Origin of the sequence: Sphingopyxis sp. (assembly GCF_016463645.1) — a bacterium.
GTDB lineage: Bacteria > Pseudomonadota > Alphaproteobacteria > Sphingomonadales > Sphingomonadaceae > Sphingopyxis.
Genome location: NZ_JAEMQX010000149.1, coordinates 1 through 8,098, shown reverse-complemented (window position 1 = coordinate 8,098; position 8,098 = coordinate 1). Strand labels below are relative to the sequence as shown.

At 65.5% G+C, this 8,098-nt stretch carries 8 protein-coding genes; 4 read left to right on the top strand and 4 right to left on the bottom strand.

What is annotated here, in order from left to right:
- Positions 1-84 precede the first annotated feature (84 nt).
- Positions 85-1,293 carry a saccharopine dehydrogenase family protein gene (locus JHC57_RS19555; protein WP_294032238.1) on the bottom strand — a complete coding sequence of 403 codons (1,209 nt, stop codon included), beginning with the start codon at positions 1,291-1,293 and terminating at the stop codon, positions 85-87.
- A gap of 63 nt (positions 1,294-1,356) precedes the next feature.
- Between JHC57_RS19555 and JHC57_RS19550 the strand changes: the two genes are divergently transcribed.
- From JHC57_RS19550 to JHC57_RS19535, 4 genes are all read left to right on the top strand, one after another.
- The gene (locus JHC57_RS19550; RefSeq protein ID WP_294032237.1) at positions 1,357-2,346 is read left to right on the top strand and encodes a threonine/serine dehydratase; all 990 of its coding nucleotides are present in this window, start codon (positions 1,357-1,359) and stop codon (positions 2,344-2,346) included.
- 53 nt (positions 2,347-2,399) lie between these two features.
- Positions 2,400-2,849, top strand: a complete 450-nt coding sequence (locus JHC57_RS19545; protein WP_294032236.1) for a hypothetical protein — start codon at positions 2,400-2,402, stop codon at positions 2,847-2,849.
- A gap of 125 nt (positions 2,850-2,974) precedes the next feature.
- The gene (locus tag JHC57_RS19540; protein WP_294032234.1) at positions 2,975-4,192 is read left to right on the top strand and encodes a DUF3419 family protein; all 1,218 of its coding nucleotides are present in this window, start codon (positions 2,975-2,977) and stop codon (positions 4,190-4,192) included.
- Between the two features lie 2 nt (positions 4,193-4,194).
- Positions 4,195-4,854: a class I SAM-dependent methyltransferase gene (locus JHC57_RS19535; RefSeq protein ID WP_294032233.1), complete on the top strand. Its 660-nt coding sequence runs from the start codon at positions 4,195-4,197 to the stop codon at positions 4,852-4,854.
- Between the two features lie 31 nt (positions 4,855-4,885).
- Here JHC57_RS19535 and JHC57_RS19530 read toward each other — a convergent pair whose 3' ends face one another.
- From JHC57_RS19530 to hemA, 3 genes are all read right to left on the bottom strand, one after another.
- On the bottom strand, positions 4,886-6,142 hold the full coding sequence (locus tag JHC57_RS19530; protein WP_294032231.1) for a YceI family protein: 1,257 nt from the start codon (positions 6,140-6,142) through the stop codon (positions 4,886-4,888).
- A 76-nt stretch (positions 6,143-6,218) separates the two neighbouring features.
- Positions 6,219-6,908, bottom strand: a complete 690-nt coding sequence (locus JHC57_RS19525) for a nitroreductase (RefSeq protein ID WP_294032229.1) — start codon at positions 6,906-6,908, stop codon at positions 6,219-6,221.
- Positions 6,905-8,098 (bottom strand): 5-aminolevulinate synthase (hemA, locus tag JHC57_RS19520; protein ID WP_294032227.1); only part of this gene is annotated, 1,194 nt, incomplete at its 5' end. The genes JHC57_RS19525 and hemA, both read right to left, overlap by 4 nt.

Sequence of the window (8,098 nt, the reverse complement as noted above, 5' to 3'; positions counted from 1 at the left end):
GCGTGGTCAGATCATTATCTCCAGCGAGTTATAACATCGGTGTACCCGCGAAGGCCGGGATGACGGAATGGAGGAAGGCAGCTCTCAGAAATCGAGCGGCGCGTCGAGTTCCTTCACCTGCCAGGGCAGGCCGTGCTTGTTCAGCATGTCCATGAAGGGATCGGGATCCATCTGCTCCATGTTGAACACGCCGTCGCCCGACCAGGTGCCGGTGACCATCATCGCGGCGCCGATCATCGCCGGTACGCCGGTGGTATAGCTTACCGCCTGATTGCCCGTTTCGGCGAACGCATCCTCATGGTCGCAGATGTTGTAGAGGTAGAGCGTCTTTTCCCTGCCGTCCTTGCCGACGCCGGTCGCGATGACGCCGATGTTGGTCTTGCCCTTCGTCGTCTCGCCGAGGCTCGACGGTTCGGGGAGCACGGCCTTCAGGAACTGCAGCGGAATGATCTCGCGGCCTTCATAGATGACCGGGTCGATGCGCGTCATGCCGACATTCTGGAGCACGGTCAGGTGCTGGATATAGGCATCGCCGAAGGTCATCCAGAAGCGGATGCGCCCGATCTCCGGCAAGTGCGTCTTCAGGCTTTCGATCTCCTCATGATACATGAGATACATGTTCTTCGGGCCGACGGCCTCGAAGTCGAATGCCTGCTTCACCGACATCGGCGGGGTTTCGACCCAGTCGCCATTTTCCCAGTGGCGCGCGACCGCGGTGACTTCGCGGATGTTGATCTCGGGGTTGAAATTGGTCGCGAAATGCTGGCCATGATCGCCGCCGTTGCAGTCGAGAATGTCGAGCGTGTCGATGCGGTTGAAATGATGCTTGCGGAGCCAGGTCGTGAAGACGCTCGTCACGCCGGGGTCGAAGCCCGAACCGAGCAGCGCCATCAGCCCGGCGTCCTTGAAGCGGTCCTGATACGCCCATTGCCAGTGATATTCGAACTTCGCCTCGTCGCGCGGCTCGTAGTTGGCTGTGTCGAGATAGTGCGCACCGGTCGACAGGCACGCCTCCATGATCGTGAGATCCTGATACGGCAGCGCGAGATTGACGACATGCGTCGCGCCGATCGAACGGATCAGCGCCGCGGTCGCGTCGATATGGTCGGCGTCGACCTCGGCGGTCTTGATCGTGACCCCGGTACGTTCCTTGACCGACTCGGCGATCGCGTCGCACTTGAACTTGCGGCGGCTCGCCAGCGTGATGTCGGGAAAGATGTCGGGGTTCATCGCCATCTTGTGCACCGCGACCGATCCGACGCCGCCTGCGCCGATCACCAGAACCTTGCTCATGAAAAATCTCCTGCCCGCTATGCTGCGGCTTGTGTTGTATGCCGCGCCCTATAGGACGAAGCCATGACAGAACAAAGCCCCGATCCCCTGCTGAACCCGAACCGCGCGCCGACGCTCGCGGGTGTCGAACGCGCCGCGGCGAAAGTCGCTGCATTGCTGCCGCAGACGCCGCTGCTTCCGCTCGAGATCGATGGCCGAACGGTGTGGTGCAAGGCCGAGTGCCTCCAGCCCGTCGGCGCCTTCAAGATCCGTGGCGCGTGGCACCGGCTGACCGACCTGTCGGCCCGGCAGGCGGCCGAAGGGGTCGTCGGCGTATCGAGCGGCAATCACGCGCAGGGCGTCGCCTGGGCGGCGAAGCGGCTGGGGATCAGGGCGACGATCGTCATGCCCGGCAACGCGCCGGCGATGAAGCTCGCCGCGACACGCAAGCTCGGTGCCGAAGTCGTGCTCTATGACCGGGCGACCGAATCGCGCGATGCGGTGGCGGCGAAGCTGCTCGCCGAACGCGGCGGAACGCTCGTTCACGCCTATGGCGACCCGTGGGTCATCGAAGGGCAGGGGAGCGCGGGGATCGAGGCGAAGGCGCAGATGCGGGCGCGCGGGATCGCCGGGCCCGACAAGGTCGTCGCGTGCTGCGGCGGCGGCGGTCTCTCGGCAGGGCTGGCGCTGGCACTGCCCGACGCCGAAATCGTCGCGGTCGAGCCCGAGGGCTGGGACGATGTGACGCGCAGCCTCGCGGCGGGGGAGATATTGTCGGTCGAGGATATGACTTATCCCACCGAATGCGACGCACTGCAGACGCCCGAGACCTGGCCGATCAACTTCGCGGTGCTGCAGGCACGCGGCGTCAGGGGCGTCGCGGTGACGCGGAGCGAAGTGCGCGACGCGATGCGGCTCGTGTTCGAACGGCTGCACCTCGTCGTCGAGCCCGGCGGTGCGGCGGCGCTCGCGGCGGTCCTCGCGGGCAAGGTCTCGCTGACCGACGCGACGCTCGTCACCCTGTCGGGGGGCAACGTCGATCCGCTGAAATTCGCGGAGATCATCACCGAATAGGCTCGCGGAAACTTATCCGCGGCCGAGCGTTTGGACGGGGAAGGAGAAGCAAGATGCAGAAAAGCGTGATTCTGGCGAGCGCTGCGGCGCTCGTGTTGCTGGCGGGCTGCGAAAAGGCCGAGGCGCCCGCACCGGCGCCCACCGATGCCACGACCACCGAGGTTCCGGTCGAAACGACACCCGCCGAAGGGACGGAAGCCACCGACCCGGCGACCGCGCCGCATCGCTTCGCGAGCTGGGCGGGCAAATGGACCGGCGTCGAGGGCATGTATGCGACGATCACGCCCGCGGAACCCGGCAAATACAAGCTGGAGATGCAGTCGGACCTCGACACCAGGGGTACCTATGACGGCGAAGACAGCGAGCATGGCATCAAGTTCAAGCGCGGCACCGAAGCTCTGAGCCTGCGCCGCGGCAATGGCGACGAAACCGGCCTCAAATATCTTGCCGGAAAGAAGGAATGCCTGATCGTCAAGGACGGCGAAGGATATTGCCGCGACTGATCGACGAAACGGCGGCAGAAGATTTTTGACGCTGTCGCCGATTTGTCATCGAAACGACGCGGGAATCGCAACAAGAGCTGCCATGCGCGGCCCCGGATCCACCTATCTCCGGGAGCCCGTGACTCATGGCCAGCCAGCCCAATCGCAAGATCGCCGCCGCGGTCGTGCGCGAAGATGCCGAACAGAAGCAACGCCTGCTCGATCGCGCATTCGCGCTCGCCTTCAAGGGCCTCGTCTATGCGCAGATATGGGAGGACCCGGTCGTCGACATGGAGGCGCTGGCGATCGAACCGGGCAACCGGATCGCGACGATCGCGAGCGGCGGCTGCAACGTCTTTTCCTATCTCACCGCCGATCCCGCCGAGATCGTCGCGGTCGACCTCAACACCGCGCATGTCGCCCTCAACCATCTGAAGCGCGTCGCGGTCCAGCGGCTGCCCGATTATCTGAGCTTCCGCCGCTTCTTCGCCGACGCCGACAGCAGCGCGAACATCGCCGATTATCGCGCCTTCGTCCGCCCCCACCTCGACGAGACGAGCCGCCGCTATTGGGAGGGGCGCGACCTGGTCGGGCGCCGCCGGATCAACGGCTTCGCGCGAGGCCTCTACAAACGCGGCCTGCTCGGCAATTTCATCGGCCTCGCGCATCTGGTCGCGCGGATGCATCGCGTCGACCCCCGGCAGTTTCTCGCGGCACGGACAATCGAGGAGCAGCGCGCGATCTTCGAGGCGAAGTTGGCGCCCTTCTTCGACCGGAAATTCATCCGCTGGGTCACCGACCAGCGCTCGTCGCTGTTCGGTCTGGGCATTCCGCCGGCGCAATATGACGCGCTTGCCGACGGCAAGCCGATGGCCGACGTCCTCCGCGCGCGGCTCGAAAAGCTGGCGTGCGACTTCCCGCTCGACGAAAATTATTTCGCCTGGCAGGCCTTCGGACGCGGTTATGGCAAGGGGGTGACGGTGCCGCTGCCGCCCTATCTGCAGGCGGGCAATTACGCCCGGGTGAAAGCGCGCGCCGAGCGCGTGACGATGCTGCACGCGAACATGACCGACATGCTGGCGGCCGCCGATGCTGCGAGCTTCGACCGCTATGTCTTCCTCGATGCGCAGGACTGGATGAGCGACGTGCAGCTGACGCAGCTATGGAGCGAGGTCACGCGCACCGCGCGCCCCGGGGCGCGAGTGCTGTTCCGCACGGCCGCCGAACCGAGCCTGCTGCCCGGGCGCCTGCCCGACGACCTGCTGAGCCGCTGGGACTATCGCGCCGACGCCTCGCTCGACTACACGCGCCGCGACCGGTCGGCGATCTATGGCGGCGTACATCTCTATGTCCTGAAGGGCTGAGCATGCACGAGAGGGAGGGGCATGCCGCGCTGATGGACGGCGTTTACCGCGGGCAACGTCATATCTACGATTTCACCCGGAAATATTATCTGCTCGGACGCGACCGGCTGATCGACGAACTGACGCCGCCCATCGGCGCGCGCGTCCTCGAAATCGGCTGCGGAACGGGGCGCAACCTGATCGCCGCCGCGCGCTGTTGGCCCGGCGCACGCTTTTACGGCATCGATATTTCGGACGAGATGCTGAAGAGCGCGCGAAGATCGATCGCTCGCGCAGGGCTCGCCAACAGGGTCCACGTCGCGCAGGGCGACGCAACGGGCTTCGACGCGAAAGCGCTGTTCCGGATCGACGGATTCGACCGCATTTTCCAGAGCTACACGTTGTCGATGATCCCGGACTGGCAGGGCGCAATGCGCGAAGCGATGCGCCATTTGGCGGCCTATGGATCGCTCCATATCGTCGATTTCGGCCAGCAGGAGGGGCTGCCTGACTGGTGGCGCGCGGTGCTTCTGGGTTGGCTTGCCCGCTTTCACGTCGAGCCGCGCGCGATGCTGATCGAGGCCGCGCGCGAAGTGGCGAGCGACACGGGCGGACGCCTGTCCGTTACGCGTCTCTATGGCGGCTATGCCTGGTCGCTGCGGCTCGACCGGAGGCCGCGCTAGGCTTTGCGACCGATATGCACGCGAATGACGGTCAGGCCGCCGGTCGCGTTGCGCTGAACGAGAAATCGATATCGACGTTGGCGGCGATCGCGTCGGTCGCCGCCCATTCGCCCTGACCGACGCCGAAGGCGGTGCGGTCGATGCGTGCGGTGCCGGCAACGCGCGCGCGGTCGCCCTCGATACGCAGCGTGAAGCGCAGGGTCGCGGGCCTCGCTGTGCCGCGCAGGGCGAGCGTTCCGCGCGCTTCGTAGCGGTCGCCGCCGAGGTGGCGGATATCGCGCGCGGTAAAGACCGCATCCGGATGCGCGCCGGTGTCGAAGAAGTCGCTGCCCCTCAGCGAATCGTCGCGCTGGTCATCGCCGGTATCGGCGGACGCAAGATCGACGGTTACGCGGATGGTCGACCCTGCGAGATCGTCGGGGCTGAAACGGATCGCGGCGCGCCATCGGCCAAAGCCACCGTTTACCGCTTCGCCATTCCAGCGCGCGGTGAAACCGAGCCGTCCGCCCGATGCGACGGCCCATTCGGCGAGCGGCTGCGCGCGATCTTCGGGTTTTTCCTTTTGGGGTTCGGCGACTTCGGGTTCGGCGACGGGGGTTTCCTCTGCGACTGCGGGCTTCGCCGGCGCGGCGGCAACCGGCGGTGCGGCGACCGGCTTTTCGACCGCATGGCCCTTGTCCGGGTAAACCGCCTTGCCGGCGACCATCGCGCCGATCACGAGCGCGAGCGTGCCGATGCCCGCGCCCACCGCCCTGCCGCGCGCGAAGGGGATCATCCGCTGAAGTTCGGGCTTGCCGAGTACCCACTGATGTCGAAGCGCGCCAGCGATATGAAGCAGGAACAGCCCGATCGCGAGCCACGCCATTGCACCGTGGATCGCCTCGGCGGGTTCGTGCCAGGCGCGGCCGACGGGCAGATATGGCCAGGGCACGCCCCCGTAAAGGAGCGTCGGCACCTCCACACGCGCGGTCGAAACGAGTAGCCAGCCGGTAATCGGACCGAGAATCATCACGAGATAGAAGAGCCAATGGACGATGCCTGCGAGCATCCGCGTCCAGGCCGGGCCGTCGGAGGCCGGCGGACGTGGCGCGAACAGCCGTACCGCGAGCCGCGCAAGGCTGAGCAGCAGGATCGTGATGCCCACCGACTTGTGCAACTGGTATCGCGCGAACAGTTCGGGGCTGTTGTTGCCTTCGAGCGCCCAGCCGAGCGCGATCTGGAAAGCAAGGAGCAGCGCGATGAGCCAGTGGAGCGTGATCGCTGCGTAGCTATAACGCTGTGCCGGCATGACAAACTTTCGCGCTGAGGGGACTGGAGTCGCGGCCGAACCTAGCGACACATTCGGGTCTTGTCGAAGCTGCCGATCAGTCGTCGAACCCGACGAAGCGCACCGCCTCGGCGACGCTCCTGCGGTTCGACACCACCGCATTGGCCGGGAACGCGGCATCGGGCCAGCCCATCGCGACGCAGATCATGATCACCTGATCGTCGGGGATACGCGCATGTTCGCGCACGACGGGGCTCTGCATGATGCCCTGGCTGTTGATCACGCAGCCGAGCCCGCGCGACCAGGCCGCGTTGACGAGCGCATTGGTGACCGCCCCGCAGTCGAAGGGCGCGATATCGCTGCCGAGGAGGACGCGGTCATAGGTAACGACGATACTGACCGGCGCATCGAACTGACGGAAACCGCGCAGCACCCAATCCCGCCGCGCGTCCTTGTCCTCCCGCGCAATGCCCATCGCGCCGAAAAGCTGTTTCGCGATCTCGATCTGGCGCGCGCGGTGGTCGTCGGCGCTGCCGTCGAAGCGGCGGAATTCGCGGCTGTCGGGCTTGCCGGCGAGAATGCCTTCGGTATTGCCTTGGCGGATCGCAGCCAGCGGCTCGCCGGTGACGACCGAGAAATTCCAGCACTGATTGTTGTACGACGAGGGCGCGCGCATCGCGACCTCGATGATTTCGGCGATCAGTTCGCGCGGAACGGGCCTGTCGAGGAAGCCGCGGATCGAGCGGCGTCCGACGACGACGTCATCGTAGCCGGGTGCGCCCGTCACGCCGCCTTCAGAAGCTGCAGTTCGAGCCGATCCCAGATTTCGACGAGCGCCTGCGTGAGCTCGCGCATCATCGCCTCGTCATGCGCCGGGCCGGGGGTGAAGCGCAGGCGTTCGGTGCCGCGCGGCACGGTCGGGAAATTGATCGGCTGCACATAGACGCCATATTCGGCGAGCAGGATGTCGCTGATCTTCTTCGCGCGCACCGGGTCGCCGACCATCAGCGGGACGATATGCGTCGTCGAATCCATCACCGGCAGGCCCGCATCGCGGAAGCTCTGCTTGAGGTACGCGGCGGCGGCCTGTTGCGCATCGCGTTCGACGCTCGATGCCTTGAGATGACGGACGCTCGCGAGCACGCCCGCGACGAGCACCGGCGACAGGCTGGTCGTGAAGATGAAGCCCGGCGCATAGCTGCGGATCACGTCGATGATGTTCTTCTCGGCGGCGATATAGCCGCCCATCACGCCGAATGCCTTGCCGAGGGTACCCTCGATGATCGTGATACGATGCGCCGCCTCGTCGCGATCGCTGATGCCGCCGCCGCGCGGGCCGTACATGCCGACAGCGTGAACCTCATCGCAATAGGTGAGGGCGTTATATTTTTCGGCGAGGTCGCAGATCGCGTGGATCGGGGCGATGTCGCCGTCCATCGAATAGACGCTCTCGAACGCGATCAGCTTTGCGGCCTCGGGATCGTCGGCAGCGAGCAGTTCCTCAAGATGTTCGAGGTCGTTGTGGCGCCACACACGCTTTTCGCAGCCCGAGTTGCGGATGCCCGCGATCATCGAGGCGTGGTTGAGCTCGTCCGAATAGATGATGCAATTGGGAAGCAGCTTGCCGAGCGTGCCGAGCGTCGCCTCGTTCGAGATATAGCCCGACGTGAAAAGCAGCGCGCCGTCCTTGCCGTGCAGGTCGGCCAGTTCATGCTCGAGGTCGATGTGATAATGGGTGTTGCCGCCGATGTTGCGCGTGCCGCCCGAACCGGCGCCGACATCGTGCAGCGCCTCTTCCATCGCTTCGATTACCTTGGGGTGCTGGCCCATTGCGAGATAATCGTTCGAACACCAGACGGTGATCGGCTTCGGGCCGTTGTGGCCGGCGAAGCAGCGGGCATTCGGAAAAGCGCCCTTGTTGCGCAGGATATCGATGAAGACGCGGTAGCGTCCTTCTTCGTGCAGCCGGTCGATCGC

Bases quoted from the DNA above. Each gene is read 5' to 3' on its own strand.
- JHC57_RS19555 (WP_294032238.1), bottom strand. From the start codon at position 1,293: ATGAGCAAGGTTCTGGTGATCGGCGCAGGCGGCGTCGGATCGGTCGCG.
- JHC57_RS19550 (WP_294032237.1), top strand. From the start codon at position 1,357: ATGACAGAACAAAGCCCCGATCCCCTGCTGAACCCGAACCGCGCGCCG.
- JHC57_RS19545 (WP_294032236.1), top strand. From the start codon at position 2,400: ATGCAGAAAAGCGTGATTCTGGCGAGCGCTGCGGCGCTCGTGTTGCTG.
- JHC57_RS19540 (WP_294032234.1), top strand. From the start codon at position 2,975: ATGGCCAGCCAGCCCAATCGCAAGATCGCCGCCGCGGTCGTGCGCGAA.
- JHC57_RS19535 (WP_294032233.1), top strand. From the start codon at position 4,195: ATGCACGAGAGGGAGGGGCATGCCGCGCTGATGGACGGCGTTTACCGC.
- JHC57_RS19530 (WP_294032231.1), bottom strand. From the start codon at position 6,142: ATGCCGGCACAGCGTTATAGCTACGCAGCGATCACGCTCCACTGGCTC.